Origin of the sequence: Acaryochloris thomasi RCC1774, from assembly GCF_003231495.1 — a bacterium.
GTDB lineage: Bacteria > Cyanobacteriota > Cyanobacteriia > Thermosynechococcales > Thermosynechococcaceae > RCC1774.
On sequence record NZ_PQWO01000010.1, the window covers coordinates 167,059 to 180,888 of the forward strand.

Annotated in this window: 16 protein-coding genes; 10 read left to right on the top strand and 6 right to left on the bottom strand. The window is 52.4% G+C overall.

What is annotated here, in order from left to right; translation table 11 throughout:
• Nucleotides 1-84 precede the first annotated feature (84 nt).
• Nucleotides 85-1,374, bottom strand: a complete 1,290-nt coding sequence (locus C1752_RS16330; protein ID WP_110987117.1) for a PQQ-dependent sugar dehydrogenase — start codon at nucleotides 1,372-1,374, stop codon at nucleotides 85-87.
• 26 nt (nucleotides 1,375-1,400) lie between these two features.
• On the bottom strand, nucleotides 1,401-2,099 hold the full coding sequence (locus C1752_RS16335) for a DUF2459 domain-containing protein (RefSeq protein ID WP_110987118.1): 699 nt from the start codon (nucleotides 2,097-2,099) through the stop codon (nucleotides 1,401-1,403).
• A gap of 622 nt (nucleotides 2,100-2,721) precedes the next feature.
• On the opposite strand from C1752_RS16335, the gene C1752_RS28505 reads away from it, so the two are divergent.
• Nucleotides 2,722-2,877, top strand: a complete 156-nt coding sequence (locus tag C1752_RS28505; RefSeq protein ID WP_158535113.1) for a hypothetical protein — start codon at nucleotides 2,722-2,724, stop codon at nucleotides 2,875-2,877.
• A gap of 6 nt (nucleotides 2,878-2,883) precedes the next feature.
• On the opposite strand, the gene C1752_RS16340 is transcribed toward C1752_RS28505, so the two are convergent.
• Nucleotides 2,884-3,360 (bottom strand): hypothetical protein, encoded by a 477-nt coding sequence (locus C1752_RS16340; protein WP_110987119.1) that lies wholly within the window; start codon nucleotides 3,358-3,360, stop codon nucleotides 2,884-2,886.
• 130 nt (nucleotides 3,361-3,490) lie between these two features.
• Nucleotides 3,491-4,342 (bottom strand): photosystem I biogenesis protein BtpA, encoded by an 852-nt coding sequence (gene btpA, locus C1752_RS16345; protein WP_110987120.1) that lies wholly within the window; start codon nucleotides 4,340-4,342, stop codon nucleotides 3,491-3,493.
• A 160-nt stretch (nucleotides 4,343-4,502) separates the two neighbouring features.
• Between btpA and folK the strand changes: the two genes are divergently transcribed.
• Together folK and C1752_RS16355 are read left to right on the top strand one after the other, a co-directional pair.
• Nucleotides 4,503-5,063, top strand: coding sequence for a 2-amino-4-hydroxy-6-hydroxymethyldihydropteridine diphosphokinase (folK, locus tag C1752_RS16350; RefSeq protein ID WP_110987121.1), 561 nt, complete (start codon nucleotides 4,503-4,505; stop codon nucleotides 5,061-5,063).
• A gap of 132 nt (nucleotides 5,064-5,195) precedes the next feature.
• Nucleotides 5,196-5,747 (top strand): NUDIX hydrolase, encoded by a 552-nt coding sequence (locus C1752_RS16355; RefSeq protein WP_110987157.1) that lies wholly within the window; start codon nucleotides 5,196-5,198, stop codon nucleotides 5,745-5,747.
• On the opposite strand, the gene C1752_RS16360 is transcribed toward C1752_RS16355, so the two are convergent.
• Nucleotides 5,719-6,423 carry a phosphorylase family protein gene (locus C1752_RS16360; RefSeq protein ID WP_110987122.1) on the bottom strand — a complete coding sequence of 235 codons (705 nt, stop codon included), beginning with the start codon at nucleotides 6,421-6,423 and terminating at the stop codon, nucleotides 5,719-5,721. The two genes, C1752_RS16355 and C1752_RS16360, sit on opposite strands and share 29 nt — an antisense overlap.
• Nucleotides 6,424-6,661: 238 nt before the next feature.
• Between C1752_RS16360 and C1752_RS16365 the strand changes: the two genes are divergently transcribed.
• The 6 genes from C1752_RS16365 (at nucleotide 6,662) to C1752_RS16390 (ending at nucleotide 12,388) form a co-directional block, all read left to right on the top strand.
• Nucleotides 6,662-7,732: a phytoene/squalene synthase family protein gene (locus C1752_RS16365; RefSeq protein WP_110987123.1), complete on the top strand. Its 1,071-nt coding sequence runs from the start codon at nucleotides 6,662-6,664 to the stop codon at nucleotides 7,730-7,732.
• A 76-nt stretch (nucleotides 7,733-7,808) separates the two neighbouring features.
• The gene (locus tag C1752_RS16370) at nucleotides 7,809-8,369 is read left to right on the top strand and encodes a Uma2 family endonuclease (RefSeq protein WP_110987124.1); all 561 of its coding nucleotides are present in this window, start codon (nucleotides 7,809-7,811) and stop codon (nucleotides 8,367-8,369) included.
• Between the two features lie 90 nt (nucleotides 8,370-8,459).
• Nucleotides 8,460-9,614: a phosphoserine transaminase gene (locus C1752_RS16375; protein ID WP_110987125.1), complete on the top strand. Its 1,155-nt coding sequence runs from the start codon at nucleotides 8,460-8,462 to the stop codon at nucleotides 9,612-9,614.
• A 38-nt stretch (nucleotides 9,615-9,652) separates the two neighbouring features.
• Entirely contained in the window at nucleotides 9,653-10,009 is a 357-nt protein-coding gene (locus C1752_RS16380; protein ID WP_110987126.1) for a DUF2237 family protein, read from the top strand.
• A gap of 10 nt (nucleotides 10,010-10,019) precedes the next feature.
• Complete coding sequence (locus C1752_RS16385; protein ID WP_110987127.1) at nucleotides 10,020-11,393, top strand: tetratricopeptide repeat protein; 1,374 nt, start codon at nucleotides 10,020-10,022, stop codon at nucleotides 11,391-11,393.
• A 182-nt stretch (nucleotides 11,394-11,575) separates the two neighbouring features.
• A complete protein-coding gene (locus C1752_RS16390; RefSeq protein ID WP_110987128.1) occupies nucleotides 11,576-12,388 on the top strand; it encodes a hypothetical protein in 813 nt (270 codons plus the stop codon).
• Between the two features lie 68 nt (nucleotides 12,389-12,456).
• Here the strand turns inward: C1752_RS16390 and C1752_RS16395 are convergent, their stop codons facing one another.
• Nucleotides 12,457-13,311 carry an NAD(P)-dependent oxidoreductase gene (locus C1752_RS16395; RefSeq protein ID WP_110987129.1) on the bottom strand — a complete coding sequence of 285 codons (855 nt, stop codon included), beginning with the start codon at nucleotides 13,309-13,311 and terminating at the stop codon, nucleotides 12,457-12,459.
• Between the two features lie 163 nt (nucleotides 13,312-13,474).
• Between C1752_RS16395 and C1752_RS16400 the strand changes: the two genes are divergently transcribed.
• Entirely contained in the window at nucleotides 13,475-13,798 is a 324-nt protein-coding gene (locus C1752_RS16400; RefSeq protein ID WP_110987130.1) for a hypothetical protein, read from the top strand.
• Nucleotides 13,799-13,830: the final 32 nt, after the last annotated feature.

Sequence of the window (13,830 nt, forward strand, 5' to 3'; positions counted from 1 at the left end):
TTCAACCGACATGATCCCACAGTTATTGTCCCTTTCTGCAGATATTAAGATAATTTCAACTCTGGTCGCGATTAATGCGGCAGTCTATGAAGGCGTTTGATAGCTAATCCGCCAGATGATGCCCCCAGGTTCGTCTGTGATCAAAAGGCTACCATCAGTTGCGATCGCAACTCCCACAGGCCGTCCCCAAACGCTGGGCACTTGCGGATCAACCAGCCACCCGGTCACAAAATCTTCGTAATACCCTTTCGGTTTGCCTTGATCATCAAAGGGCACCCGAACAATCTTATAGCCCGTCCCCTGTGAGCGATTCCAAGAGCCACGAAAGGCCACAAAAGCATCATTTCGGTACGGCTCGGGGAACTGCTGCCCCGTATAAAAAGCCAGCCCCAAAGCCGCAGAATGAGACTGAAACAAAACATCTGGAACGCGCGCCCTATTCTCTAGCTCAGGCGATCTCGGCAAACGCGGATCGGGATTAGATCCTAGATAGCTGTAGGGCCACCCATAGAATGCACCGGGCTGCACCGCCGTCAGATAGTCAGGTACCAAATCGTCACCGAGGCCATCGCGTTCATTAACGGTCGTAAATAGCGCCTGCGTCACTGGGTTAAAGCCTAACCCCACCGGATTGCGAAGGCCCGAGGCATAGGTTTGACGATTGTTCCCTTCCAGGTCCATCACCTGAATAGAGGCGCGAGGTAACGGTTCGACCTCTGCATTACCACGCGACCCAACACTAACAAAGAGCTGCTGGCCATCGGGACTAAACGTCAGATTGCGAGTCCAGTGCTGACGGTATCCGTTTCCCGGTAGTTCGGTGATTTGCTGCGGTTTCCCCTGAAGCTGCGTTTGCCCAAGCTGATAGGGAAACCGTACCACCGCATCGGTATTCGCCACATAAAACCACTTTTGATCGGGAGAAATTCCCATCCCTAATGGCTGATTGAGATTCTCGGCAAACACAGTATTCTCGTCGGCTTGCCCGTCTGCATCGGTATCTCGCAGCAATCGGATTCGATTGTCGTAGGATTCAGCCAGAAACACATCTCCATTCTCAGCCACTGTCAGCCAGCGAGGACGGGACAGTCCCTGAGCGAAAATTTCGGCAGTGAACCCTGGCGGCACCTGCAACTTGGCATCAGCAGGGCGCGGAATCACTTGAGGCCGCTGGCTGGCGGAGCGAGAGGCATAGGGCTGCGGCAGGTCACCCACTTGAATTTGAATTGGCTCAACAGGCTCCACTCTTTCTTCAGACAGGTCACCCGATGAAGCAACAGGCACAGGGTCTGAACCCGAAGCTGCAGTATTGTGGCAGCTGACTAAACTCAGGCTCACTAAAACGCTGAACGATAGACCTCGGATATATGCCATTTTGCTCCCTAGTTTCCTTTCCTATGTTAGTGACTGCGGGATAGAGCCTGAAAATGCCGCAGTTTTGGTGCCACTTGCTCTGCCGCTAAAACGGACCATCCGGGCCTTGCTAAATCTGCTGCCGCTAGATGATTGACGGTCCAGGCATTGCAGGCAGACCAAAAAATATAAAACTCACGCGCAGGGTAAAAGCGGCCTCGAAAACGTGCAACAGGTGGCAAAGCTTCCGGGCGCTGGGGTTCGGCCCCTTTGAAGCTAGTCTCCAGGCTACCGATTAGAGTGCTGAGCTGCTGGGCGTTGATTTGTCGATGGTAAAGATGGCGCATCCCGTCATCGGAGGTAGGAGCCTGCGACCAGTTTCTTAGATGCAGCACCGATTGAGTGGGTAAGAAAACGGTAGCGAAGATGGCCGATGGAGAAAAATCTGCGTTCATGTAGAAGTTGCGATCGCCCCAGCTATACTCTACAAACGGTGCGTCTACGGCGTTCGAAGGACCGAGACGCCAGCCCTGAGGCTGCTGCAGAATGATGGAGGTATGGTAGCCCCAGTTGGCAACGTAAAGGTCATAGGCATTCCCAGGCGGAAGTGACCGGCCCTGAAACAAAGGAGAGGAGACGGAATAAGGTGTAAAAACTGCCATGTATACAGGCGGCAAACCCAATAGAAGCGCGAGGAGCGCCAGCGCGCACCTGCTCCACTGAACGAGGGCAACTGCCTCCTTCATCGCTATCGCTCTCTTATGCAACTTGAGTCTGGTGATGCAGATTGAACCTCCTCTGACTGGCCCCTGTCACAAGTTCAGTCAAACAGCTGTAGCCTGGGACAAGTTTACGAAAGGACTTATTTCATTCATTTTTGGCGTTAATTGGCAAGATTTTGTTCAAATTGGGCATTCTAAAATGAGATTGAAAGGTAAAATCGGTATTACTATTTGAGACTAGCTAAATAAGAAGTGAGCAGCTGATGCTTCAAACGCTGTTTAACAGAGCAACTGTTCTGGCTTACCTTTGTTTTTCACTCTTTTGAAGAGATAGAACAATAATGTCAGCAGTGAGTGGCTTAAGCATCGACGGAAATTGTTCAACTCTGATCATAATGCTCCTGAGCATTGGCCATCCATTAGCAGGGTCTTGATATGTCTAGTCGCTTGAACTCACGGGATGCCCTCCCCCATCGATAACTAGACCTCCAATTTGAAAATGCTCCCGATTTACCGCGCTATATCAGGACTGACACCAGTAAACTCCGCCAGATCTTGATGAATTTGCTCGGGAATGCCCTCAAGTTTACCGCTCAGGGCACAGTACACCTGACAGCCCAAGTCAACAAAGATCTAAACAACCGTCGTGCAGGACAAAGAACGAACGCTGCAGCTGATTGCCAACCTTCCCTCTGGGCAGCAAGCGTTGAGCCAGGCGCTGCGCCAGTTAGCAGGCAGCTTTCGCTTCGATGTGATCATGACTCAACTGGATAAAATTTTCCCCACCAGTTCTTGCCTTTGAACCACGCTATTGAGCAGGCACTTGGACAACGCTCCGCGGCTGGAATTCTGAAGCCGACCGCTGGCAAGTCTTGAGGCTATTTTTCTCACTGCTTCCTATAGTTCCAACAGCATGGAGTTGAGATAGAGGCACATTCACCGATGAGGGCGCTTCTTCTCCCAAGGCAAGGGTTACAACCTGAAGCCGCTTGTTGATCATTTTGCCTGTAAAACAGCTAAATTCGGACTGCGGGTAGTGGAAGGCCCCCACAACGCTGTGCCCCTGTCGCTGAAAAACGACATAGCCTTTTCCGACTTGGTTCGCCTGGGCCGACTCGCCATACAGGTAGGTTTGGGTCTCCAGACTCTGGTTTGCTTCAGGAACCAGAGTCTCTGCGAGGGCAGCGGGGGGCGTCAACCTCACAATACTCAGCATAAAGATTGTCCCAATGGTTAATGCTTGGCGGTGACTAGCGGCAAAAGCCTTAATTTTGGGGAACACCATCTCTTCTCTCCTCATCCAGTGGTGTCACCATCTTCAGAGATTTAAGACGATCAAGCAGTGACCTCAGGCGACCCATCCTGTGTGCTGCATCAGGCTGCATCGTGATAGAAATCACAGGCTACAGTGAGGGTCAGTCGGTCCCTAGCATGACCGATGATTTAGCCTGACTGGATTCTTGGGTCGCCAGACTACGTCGCATTGATTCAACGAAACGGCTGACGCGAATGGGATCGACGGGCTGGTCAATCTGACCGTGACGCTTCAAAGAGCTGGAGATAATCACGCCGTTCGCGGCCTGAATGAGCTCGGGGATATTTTCCCAATCGGCACCGCTGCCGATCAAAACCGGCACCCCTTGGGCGGCAGCCATCGCCAGCTCTAAATCGCTCAGGTTAGGTGGGCTACCGGTAGCCCAGCCAGACAGAATCACACCGTCCGCTAACCCCCGCTCGATGGTTTCCCGCACTGCCGTCGTTAGGTTGGGAGTCCCCAAGGGGCGGGCATGCTTCACCAACACGTCTGCAAAAATCTTGACGTCGCTTCCTAACTCCCGGCGATAGCGGAGTAGCCGATGGGCTTGCCCTTCAATGAGCCCCTGATCCGTTGCCATCACCCCCGTGAGCACGTTGACACGAATAAACTGAGCACCCACACAGGTTGCGATCGCCATTGCACTACAGGCATCGTTCCGCAAGACGTTGAGGCCAATGGGCAAGGTAACCAGATTCATGACCCGCTGCACCACTAGGCTCATGGCACTCACCACGGCGGGATCAACCCGATCCTTGGGGAATGGCGCATCAAAGAAATTTTCGATAATCAGCCCATCAACGCCACCAGCCGCTAGAGCAGCCGCTTCTTGCTCAGCCCGATCGATGACGGGCTTAAGGTTCCCGCCCCAGCGTGATGACGTGGGTAACGGAAGTAGATGGATTACCCCAATCACAGGATGAGGGGATTTAAATAGTTGCTGTAACTCCACGGATCTCTAAGTTGAACTTTTCGAGGAAGCTGGAGACAGGCAAAGAGCCTGAGGTGAACTTAGAGACATATCAACTCAAGGAATCTATTCATAAAGCAGTGTCTCGGCCTCTCAGCATAGCAGCCTATCTGTACAGTATATATTTCTGTGGAGCGAATTCTTGAATCAGGCAACAGCCGCCATTGCTCTGGGCAGCAATCTCGGCAATTCTCTAGAAACTTTGCAGGCTGCCGTCCAGCAAATCGGTGCAAGCCCAGGATTTCGGCTAACCAACCAGTCTCACTGGTATAGAACTCAAGCGGTGGGGCCACCACAGCCCAGCTATATCAATGGCTGCCTGCTGCTCCAGACCCATCATCCACCATCACAGATTTTACAGAGATTGCTCGACATTGAGCTACAGTTCGGGCGTGTGCGCCAGCAACACTGGGGCCCCCGCACATTGGATCTTGACCTACTGCTCTATGACCAGGTTGTCATGGAGACCCCTGCACTGACTCTGCCACACCCGAGACTGCATGAGCGGGCCTTTGTTCTCGTTCCGCTCGCTGAAATTTTGCCGACCTGGGTTCACCCCATCCTAGGAACGCAGGCTGCCGAAGAAGAGGGTCTGCCAAACCCCGGGCTTACCCAAAGGCAATCTTGGACCATTGCACAGCTCAGGCAAGCGATAGACTGTACAGGCGTCGAACGTTTGCCTCCACGTCTGGAGGCAACTTGAACGGTTCCTCGCCCTGACATATACGCCCTCCAAATTTTTCTGTCTGAAAGACTTTGACGCTTCGGACTGCTAGCTCTGCAGGCCAGGGCCAAAGACATGACCACTGTTGCCCTTTTCAATCTCTTCACGCCTATGTCCCTTTCTCTTGAACCACCAGAAATTCTGCAGCAAAAGCTTTTTTGCAATGCCCGCAAGTTTTCGTTTGAGATTAATCATTTGAGGCTTCCCAATGGCTCAACGGGAGATTGGGCCTGTGTTCGACATCCGGGGGGAGCGATGGCGGTGCCGGTGCTAGAAGACGGCAGGTTTGTCTTGGTGAAACAGTATCGTTTTGCCCTGCAGGGCCGCTTGCTAGAATTCCCGGCGGGTACCGTGGAGATCGAGGAAGAACCCTTTGTGACAATCCAGCGCGAGATTCAGGAGGAAACGGGGTATAAGGCCCACCGCTGGCAGCCACTGGCGGAGTTCCCGCTGGCACCGGGCTATTCTGATGAGATTATCTATGCCTACTTGGCGCAGGATCTAGAGCGGTTAGAGACGCCACCCGCCCAAGATGAAGATGAGGATATTGAGACCGTCTTGATGACGGCGGACGAACTGGAAACGGCCATTCGGAGCGGTGAATCTATCGATGCAAAAACGATCTGTACGTTTTTTATGGCTCGCTCGCTGCTAAAGCTTTAGCCAGATCGCGCGTGAGCTGCTCCAGCACCTGCAGTCCTTTCAAGGATCCGCGAATCAGTCGGATTGCCCCTGCCGGTTGACGGAGCATGCCAACGGCCATCGGCAAGGGTTGGAGCTTCCCTTCGGGACTGATGGCAGAGGAAAGGTCGGGCAAGTCATGATGGAGGTCGTCGCTGACCACTCGCAGCATGGCGACGGGAATATTATGCTGCTGCAGCACGTCTAAGGCAGCAAAGCCTTCCATATCGACAACATCGGCCCGATAGTGGTCGGCTAAAGCCTGTTTTTCCTGGGACTGATGGATGATGCGATCGCAAGTCAAAGCCACCCCTTCCGTAGCGACTAGGCCATCTTTCAAACGCATCGTCCAGAGATGATCGCAAGGCAATCGGCGTACATCCGTTGCCCGACCATCTAGACAGGCTTGATAAATTACGGGAGCACCCACCCCCAGATCAGAACGGAGACTACCGCAGAGCCCCATCATTAGGACGGCCGCCCCCGGAGAAGAAGCCCACGGATCAGTCCTGCACCAGTCCTGCAAAAAAGCCGCTACCGGCCCCGGCCCCACCGGGAGCGCAACCGGCTCTGGACAAAGCACAGCCCCTCGTAGTCCCCTGCAGACTGCCTGATACTCAGCCCCTTGCGGAACTAAAAACCTGGATTGCATCGTCATGCACTAAGACCCCTCGCATGGTTACGAGTGCCAGCGGCAGAGACAGCCCCAAGGCAGGCTAAAGTCAGCAGACGTGGACGGACCTGTGCTATCTTCCCTGGATATAGTAATAAATACCGACGAGCATTCATTCTGATCTGAGAATGAACGAGATGGACTGTACTCAAGGTATATTTCATTAACCGTTGTGGTTGGGTGTGATTATTTTAATTTTGGTTTAAAGCGGGAGTGAACGGTTATGTTACAGATAGCACAGGAATTATCGATCGATCAGAAGCAGGTCGAGAAGTTTTGCCAAGAAATTTTGCCTCAGGTGTCCCGCACCTTTGCAATCAGCATCCGATTCTTACCCGGCAATCTCGGGCGCTCTGTTCTTTGTGGCTACCTACTTTGCCGCATTGCCGACACCATTGAAGACGACCCGGTTGCCACAGTTGAGACCAAAATTCGTCTCCTTGACTGTTTCCTCAACTGCTTTGAGGATCCCAGCGTTGCCAACGCCTTCCCACAATCCATTGAGCATTTAGAGGGGGAAGCAGCTCATCTATTGTTAGTGGAGCACACTGATTTAGTCTTTGCCCTCTACCGCAGTTTGACAGAGCAATCCCAGCAAACCCTCCGTCACTGGGTCACCGAGATGGTGCAGGGAATGCAGAAATTTGTCCATCGCTATCCTCAGGGGATTCGGATCAAGACCTTAGAGGAATATCAAGAGTACTGCTATTACGTGGCGGGCGTGGTCGGCTATTTGCTCACGGACCTTTGGTACGAGCATTCCCCCAGCGTCGATTTTGAGATCTATCACGTACTGCGGCAAACCTGCGCGGCCTTTGGTGAAGGTCTACAAACGGTCAACATCTTGAAAGACATTGCCTGGGATGCTGAACATGAGAACTCTATCTATGTGCCCCAGCAGTCTCTAGAGGCCCACGGCAGCAGTCAAGAGCTGCTACTCAGTCCTGATCATCTTCACCAGAATCACGCGGCGATTAAGTCCTTGGTAGAACTCGCTTGGAAGGACTTGGACAAGGCGGCAGAATATCTGCTGTCAGTACCTCGATCTGCGATTCCGATTCGGTTGTTCTGCATCTTGCCTTTGGTGTTCGCCTACGGGACGCTGCGAGATATCACGAAGTCTACGGCGATGCTGGTTTCTGGCGGCAACGTCAAGATCTCACGATCTGAGGTGAAGTCTTTGATCATGGTGGGTCCGATTGCAGCCGTTAGTAATGGTCTGATCCGCTGGCTCATTGATCAGGTGAAACAGCAGCCTTTCCTGTGGGGTTCCAAGCCACAAGACGTGGGTTGATGCCCTCTCCTTTGCCTCCTGTGGAGCACTTGAACCGAGTTCGGTAGAATAGCAGGTAAGCGTACGGCTGAATGATATGGTTACCAACTCGATTCGCTGGACAGTGCGAGATTTGGGCGCGATGCCTGATGATGGGGGCTGGAAGCGTTACGAAATCATTGATGGAGCATTAATTGTGACCCGCGCCCCTCACTTTCGTCACCAAAGGGCCGGTGGAAATATTCACGTTGAGTTAGCAAACTGGTCTCGCAGAACTGGACTCGGTGAGGCATGTGAAGCGCCAGGAGTTATCTTCACTGAAATGGATGCCGTGATCCCAGATGTGGTGTGGGCCAGTCACGATTGCCTAGAAAAAGGAATGGACAATGCGGGCCATTTTGTTGTTGCGCCAGAGCTGATTGTAGAGATTCTTGCTGCGGGTGAAGTAAATGAGCAAAGAGATCGTGAGGTCAAGCTGAAGCTGTACTCACTCCATGGGGTGCAGGAGTATTGGGTGGTTAACTGGCGGCTGAACAATATTGAAGTGTACCGGCGGCGAGAGATGCAGCTCCAGAAAGTAGCCACGCTGCTGCAAGAAGATAGATTGACTTCGCCTCTACTGCCAGGACTTGAATGTGAAGTTGCAACCGTTTTTTGATGGTTTGCGCTGGATGGGTGTGTCTCAACACCAAGATTGGTGAAAAGTATTGGTATCTTAGATGGATATCTTTTAAAGTCATCATCCTGCATGAGTAATAAACCTGCCCAACGCCCGCAATCTCCTAACTTCTCTTCTGGTCCTTGCTCTAAGCACCCCGGCTGGTCCGTGCAGTCTCTCGGTAATGCGCTGGTGGGCCGGTCTCACCGCTCCAAGCCAGGGAAAGCCCGTATCAAAGAAGTCATCGACGGCACCAAAAAGATTTTAGGCATCCCCGATGATTACCTTTGTGGCATCGTCCCTGCCTCCGATACCGGTGCTGTGGAACTAGCGATGTGGTCACTCCTAGGTGAGCGAGGTTTGGATATCTTGGCCTGGGAAAGCTTTGGTAAGGGCTGGGTTACTGATGTACAAAAGCAGCTCAAGCTGTCAGATTGTCGGGCAATGGAAGCTGACTATGGACATTTACCTGATTTATCGCAGGTGGATTGCGATCGCGACGTTGTTTTCACCTGGAACGGCACGACTTCCGGCGTCAAAGTTCCTAACGGCGACTGGATCCCTGACAATCGCCAAGGGTTAACCATTGCTGACGCCACCTCTGCCACCTTTGCCATGCAGATGCCCTGGTCCAAGCTTGATGTGGTCACCTGGTCCTGGCAAAAAGTGATGGGGGGCGAAGCGGCTCATGGAATGCTAGTGTTGAGCCCTCGCGCCGTCGAACGTCTAGAAAGCTATACGCCCGCTTGGCCGCTGCCCAAGATTTTCCGGCTCACCAAGGGCGGCAAGCTGATTAAGGGGATTTTTGAAGGGGCGACCATCAATACACCGTCGATGATTTGTGTTGAGGATGCTCTAGATGGTTTGAAATGGGCTGAGAGCTTGGGTGGGCTGACCGCTTTGATCAAAAGATCAGAAGCGAATTTAGATGCGATCGCAACCTGGGTTAACCAAACCCCTTGGGCAGATTTCCTGGCCGTCGAACCCGCCACCCGCTCCAACACCTCAATCTGCTTAAAAATTGTAGATCCTTGGTACACCGCTCTACCTGCAGAGGAGCAGGCCCAAAAAGCCAAACAGATGGCAGCACTCCTAGATACCGAAGGCGTCGCCTACGACATCGCCTCCTATCGAGATGCCCCACCCGGACTCCGCATTTGGGGTGGGGCAACTGTCGAGGCTGCCGACATTCAAGCTCTGCTGCCTTGGTTAGACTGGGCCTTCGCGGAGATCAAAGAGGGATAGACTTCTTGTAAAGTAAAACAAGAATGGAGCGCGATTAAATGTCAGATGCGATGAATGTGTTGGGCAGTAAACTTGAAAGCTGCTGCACGTCTCCAATGACTGGTTTTTATCGTGACGGGCTTTGCCGCACGGGGGGCGGTGACTTTGGGGCCCATGTCGTCTGTGCTCAGATGACAGATGACTTTCTCGCCTTTACAAAGGCAAAAGGCAATGATCTCAGCACACCATCTTCTTATTTTCCAGGGCTAAAGCCTGGAGATTGCTGGTGTCTGTGTGCCTCTCGCTGGCAAGAAGCGATGGTTGCAGGCGTCGCCCCGCCTGTGGTGTTGACGGCAACTCATGCCAGTGCCTTAGAATATGTGTCGATAGATGATCTGCAGCAGCACGCCCTCTAGGAACAACCCAATGGCTAAAAATACACCCCCTACCTTTAATTTGCTCAGTATTGGTCACCGGGGAGTCGGTAAAACCGTTTTCTTGGCTGGTAGCTACGCCGAACTACAGTCCGGGCGGCAGGTGGAATCAAAAGATATTTGGTTTGAAGGGGCTAACGATCAGGCCCAGACGACCCTTGAAAAGCTGTTGGGTTACATGGCCCAAACAGGCCAATATCCACCCGCCACCATGAAGGTGACAGACTTTACCTTCACAGCCAAGGCACATGAGGGCCGTAAAGCTAAAACCCTCTGTGAATTTCGCTGGGCCGATATCCCGGGCGAAATTTGTCATCTCGACAATCCTAACTTTGAGTCCATGCTGCTCAAATCCCACGGCTGCTGCGTGTTTATTGACGCAGGCGCTCTGGTACAAGACCCTCAGTACTTAGCGCAGCTAGAAGATACCGTTAAGCAGGTGGAAACAATTTCTTCCTTAGCCGCTCAGAGTGGCCTTCAGTATATCTTCGCCCTGATTTTGACCAAGTGCGATCTACTTGATGCGGGGCCAGCCAAGCTGATCAAAATTGAGCAAAAGTTGCGATCGCTCACCACTCGCCTAGATGAAGCTAACACCATTTACCGTCGTTTCTATTCTTCAATCTCGATTATTCCAGCCGGTGGTACCTCAGTCGTCAAAGCAGAAGGTGCCTCGGTCCCCATTCTGTGGCTGGTCTCAGAACTGAGCAAGGTCTATCAGGCTCAAACACCCAAGAATTTGGGCAGCGGCTTTGAAAAAACGCTCTCAAATGCCCAACCAGAACCCAGCTATGCCAACAATATTTCAAGTCCTGGCCTGACTTCTAACCGTCAGACCGGCATTTTGCCCAAAGTTCTCGCCGGAGTTGCAGCGGTCGGAGTTGTCGGGGGACTCCTCTTCGGGCTGAGCAAACTACTGCCCAATAGTAGTTCAGTGATCGCGGGTAGCAGTTCTGAAATCGGTGCGCAATATGAGAAAGCGCTGAGGGAAAATCCAGAAGATACGGAGGCACTGGCAAAGCTTGTTGAGCTACACCAAGAGCAAGAGCAATATGAACCAGCGATAGGCTACCTAGAACAGCTCATTGCTCTCAAGCCTGATGATATGAATCTCTACTTTCAGAAAGCCGGTCTGTACGCGATCATGGGTCGCAAAGACAAAGAGGAGGCATCCTATGACGAGATTTTAGCGAGGCAGGGAAATAACGTCATGGCTTTAACAAATAAAGCGATTCTGCGCAGTACGCAAGGCGATTTGGATACAGCAAAGACCTTGTTCGCGAAGGCAGAAGCATCCGTCCCTGAAGGGGAACTTAAACAGACAATTCAGGACGTCGCTAAAGATTGGTTAGAGGGTACGGAATAGTCCAGGCCAGCAGAGTCTCTAACAAAGTCAAGGAGAGAATAGTCACCGCCCAGGACCGAAAGGATTCATAATAAAGGCAGTGCTTCCGCGGGGGTTAGGAAACACTAACTTAAAATTTTGGCAACTCAAGTCTAGCCGCACGGATCTACCCGTAGGGGGGTGACCGTTATTGATAGGAACCTATGTCGTTAGTCGTCGGCCAGATTGTCTACTCCAGCTTCCCTCGGATTGGCTATCAAATCTTCGCCAACGCTGAGATGCCAGAGTCTGTGCAGTCTGCATTCGTTGAAGATATTGTTCATAAACATTGGGATGTCTATGAGCCACCACCGCCAGGATATCGGGCAGGCTTTATTCATCAAGCTCATCCTGACCACACGTTGTTTGGTTGGCTCTTCAATGATGGGGACGACGATCATGGCCGTCCCCATACGCCCTACTGCTTGAGCTACCACCTCAATCAACCCCTCGAATCTGACATCGCCAATTTTATTGTTCAGTGCCTGCAGAAAGGGCCAGTCGCACTCATCCCAAGACACATCATCCCTGAACAGCCTGGGCAACTTGAAATTACGAGTGACTATGAACCGGCGGGCCTTGGCGTCACATTTACAGCAGTGCAGCAGCAGCAAATCCAAGAACAGCTTCAGCACCCATCACTACTGCAGTGTTTCTTGGCTGATAGCGGTGTACCAACCCTCATAAATGAACCCATAACAAAGGCTGTAGAAGATGAATTCATCGAGCCTCAGGTATGGCACCAGCCACTGATTCACCCAGATTTGGCGGCTCCCGCTCCTGCACAATCAGTAGCTACAGCCTCAGGTCAACGGACGTTGCCCACCTTGACGACATCTCAGCAGAAAGGAGACCTGGCCACTCTTTCTGCTGGTCCTCCTTCGGGGAACCCTCCTGGGCAGCGGGCTGTGACGCGCAAGCCCCCATCAGAGGACTTAGCCCGTCAGATTATCTCGATCTTAGACGAAACGCTTTAAAGACTCAGGACTGGCGAGTCATGCTGCAGTTCTATCGCTTTTGGGAAGCTCCGAGAAGGCGATCACGTTTAAGGCTGACGATTGACCACGGAAAAGAGGGCCGAATAATCATCATCTGCATGCTGCTCCATCGCCTGCTGGAGGAGGTCTTGAACCGCGGCGACCATCCCTGTCTGCAAATCTGCCGATGACGCCAAGAACAGGTTGAGGTCTTTGAATAAATGCTTGGCAGGAAAATTTGGATTGTCGTAGTTTTGACTTTCCATACGCGGCAGTTTCTTATCGAACGTGGGCGCGTATAGAGCACTCGTTCGCAAAATCTCCATCAGCATCTCTGATTCAACGCCGTGGTGCTGCGTGAAACTGAGGCTGAGGGCAAAGGCCGTGGTCAAGGAGCCAATCAGCTGATTAAGAGCTAGCTTAAGGGCAGCAGCTGTTCCCACAGGGCCAATCAGGCGAGGCTGAGTCCCCACACAGCTCAAGATCGGTAGCCAGCGCTGGAACTGTGCCAGTTCAGCCCCTACCATCACGATTAGCTCGCCGGTCTTAGCTTCTGGGATGCTTCCTAGCACGGGAGCTTCTAGGTAATCACCTCCGGCTTCAACAACGGCGTCTCGAATGTTTTGACTCTCGGCCGGTGCAATTGTCCCCATCTGGAGAATGGTGTGCCCAGGCAAGGCAGCTTGAGCGGCGTCTGTGAGGATCAGCTCATGAATGGCAGCGGCATCGGTCAGCATTAAGATAGTGCAGTCAGCAGCCGTAATCACCTCTGCAGGTGACGCAGCAAGGTTGGCCCCTGCAGCCTGGAGTGGAGGCAGTTTATCTGGCGTTCGGTTATAGACCGTCAGGACATGATGATTAGCCAAGAGTCGAGTCGCCATCGGTAGCCCCATGAGTCCAGTACCGATCAAACCGATCTGCATTTTCGTTCTCCGTCCGTCTGTTTTAGAGTCCTATGCTATCTCGTCGTGCCGTTCTGGCCTGATTTCAGACGGCTTTACGCAATCCGTGTTTAAACGGTAGCGTGGTAGCCTGAAGTCTTTCAAGCATTGAGAGACTCCAGCCCCTACGAATGAGGCTTCGCCCATGCCCCTAAAGATTATTGAGAACTTTGACGGCAACTTCACACTGGCCCCAGAGGTGAAAGTCGCGCTCTTTGAGATGCTGACGCAGGATGCCTTTTTGGCACAGGTCGCTCAGAATGCCGGGTGTCCGGCCGTAGAGTTTACGGAGCTCATTTTTCAGCCACTGCCCTACAGCAAAAGTACGCCGAAAGGGATGCCGTCTCTGTTTGAGCAGTACCACGACTCTGAAGACTATGTGATTATTAATGTGCCGCCCAACTATATGTTCAAGGCAAAAGTGTTTAAGCCCAGTCGCCTATGTGCAATCTATCGGCGACAGTCATAGCGGCGAGAAGGGTACACTAAGGGGCATAACCG

Coding starts and splice junctions, on each gene's coding strand:
- C1752_RS16330 (WP_110987117.1), bottom strand. CDS start 1,374: ATGGCATATATCCGAGGTCTATCGTTCAGCGTTTTAGTGAGCCTGAGT.
- C1752_RS16335 (WP_110987118.1), bottom strand. CDS start 2,099: ATGAAGGAGGCAGTTGCCCTCGTTCAGTGGAGCAGGTGCGCGCTGGCG.
- C1752_RS16340 (WP_110987119.1), bottom strand. CDS start 3,360: ATGGTGTTCCCCAAAATTAAGGCTTTTGCCGCTAGTCACCGCCAAGCA.
- C1752_RS16355 (WP_110987157.1), top strand. CDS start 5,196: ATGTCCCTTTCTCTTGAACCACCAGAAATTCTGCAGCAAAAGCTTTTT.
- C1752_RS16360 (WP_110987122.1), bottom strand. CDS start 6,423: ATGACGATGCAATCCAGGTTTTTAGTTCCGCAAGGGGCTGAGTATCAG.
- C1752_RS16365 (WP_110987123.1), top strand. CDS start 6,662: ATGTTACAGATAGCACAGGAATTATCGATCGATCAGAAGCAGGTCGAG.
- C1752_RS16370 (WP_110987124.1), top strand. CDS start 7,809: ATGGTTACCAACTCGATTCGCTGGACAGTGCGAGATTTGGGCGCGATG.
- C1752_RS16375 (WP_110987125.1), top strand. CDS start 8,460: ATGAGTAATAAACCTGCCCAACGCCCGCAATCTCCTAACTTCTCTTCT.
- C1752_RS16380 (WP_110987126.1), top strand. CDS start 9,653: ATGTCAGATGCGATGAATGTGTTGGGCAGTAAACTTGAAAGCTGCTGC.
- C1752_RS16385 (WP_110987127.1), top strand. CDS start 10,020: ATGGCTAAAAATACACCCCCTACCTTTAATTTGCTCAGTATTGGTCAC.
- C1752_RS16390 (WP_110987128.1), top strand. CDS start 11,576: ATGTCGTTAGTCGTCGGCCAGATTGTCTACTCCAGCTTCCCTCGGATT.
- C1752_RS16395 (WP_110987129.1), bottom strand. CDS start 13,311: ATGCAGATCGGTTTGATCGGTACTGGACTCATGGGGCTACCGATGGCG.
- C1752_RS16400 (WP_110987130.1), top strand. CDS start 13,475: ATGCCCCTAAAGATTATTGAGAACTTTGACGGCAACTTCACACTGGCC.